The sequence below is a fragment of the Roseomonas sp. GC11 genome, from assembly GCF_024437745.1.
In the GTDB taxonomy this organism is placed as follows: Bacteria; Pseudomonadota; Alphaproteobacteria; order Acetobacterales; family Acetobacteraceae; genus Pseudoroseomonas.
In genome coordinates this window covers 1-769 of the sequence record NZ_JANFNY010000200.1, presented here as the reverse complement: position 1 = coordinate 769, position 769 = coordinate 1, and the positions used below count along the sequence as shown (strand labels likewise).

The window sequence follows — 769 nt, the reverse complement described above, 5'->3', positions numbered from 1 at the left end:
CGGCACGGCTGCGCGCCATGGCCGCCGCCGCCGCCGCGCGCGCCGCAGAGATCAGTTGGGAGAAGAACATGGCTGGCTGGACGCGCCTCCTGGGCGTCATCGCGGCGGGGCGCGCAGCATGAGCGGCGTGCTGGTCCTGCCCGCCGATCTCGGCGCGCTGATGGGCGGCGGCCCGGCCCTGATCCTCGGCGCCGACCTGCCGGAGGCGGAGGCGCTGGAGATTTTCGGCGTGACGCGCTGGCTGGCCCGCCGCCTGCCGGGGGGCGATCTCTGGCTGTACCCCTGTGGCGCGGCCAGCGGCGGCGGCGTGCCGGAGGGGCTGATCACGCTCGCCTGGGCGCCGGCCGGGGTGCTGGCCGTCATCGAGCCGGAGGCGGCCCGGCTGGAAGCCTGGGCGGAATGGTGGGAGGCCACCGGCCAGCCCGCGCCGCACCGCCTCCAGGCCGCGCGCGGCGGGGAGGCACTGCCGGGCCTCGCCGCCCTGCTGGCCGAGGCGCTGATCCGCGCCAATGACCGCGCGGTGGGGTTGCAGCGCAGCCTCGTCGCGCTGCGCCAGGAGCATGAGGCGACGCGCGAGGCGCTGGGCCACCTGACGCGGCGCATGGCGCACCAGCCACCGGCGGTGCCGCGCCTCGTGCTCTCGACCGAGCCGGGGCCGCAGCAGATCGCCCCGGCGGGCGGCGGCGGGCTGTTCCGGCTGCGCCAGCCGCTCGGCGTGCGGCTCGACGGGCTGGCGCGGCTGGCCGTGCATGTCGCCGCCGCCGATGCC

Annotated in this window: 1 protein-coding gene; it reads left to right on the top strand. The window is 78.5% G+C overall.

Translation table 11 applies throughout. The features are described from left to right. Positions 1–118: 118 nt before the first annotated feature. Positions 119–769 (top strand): DUF6212 domain-containing protein (locus NON00_RS24605; protein WP_256025438.1); only part of this gene is annotated, 651 nt, incomplete at its 3' end.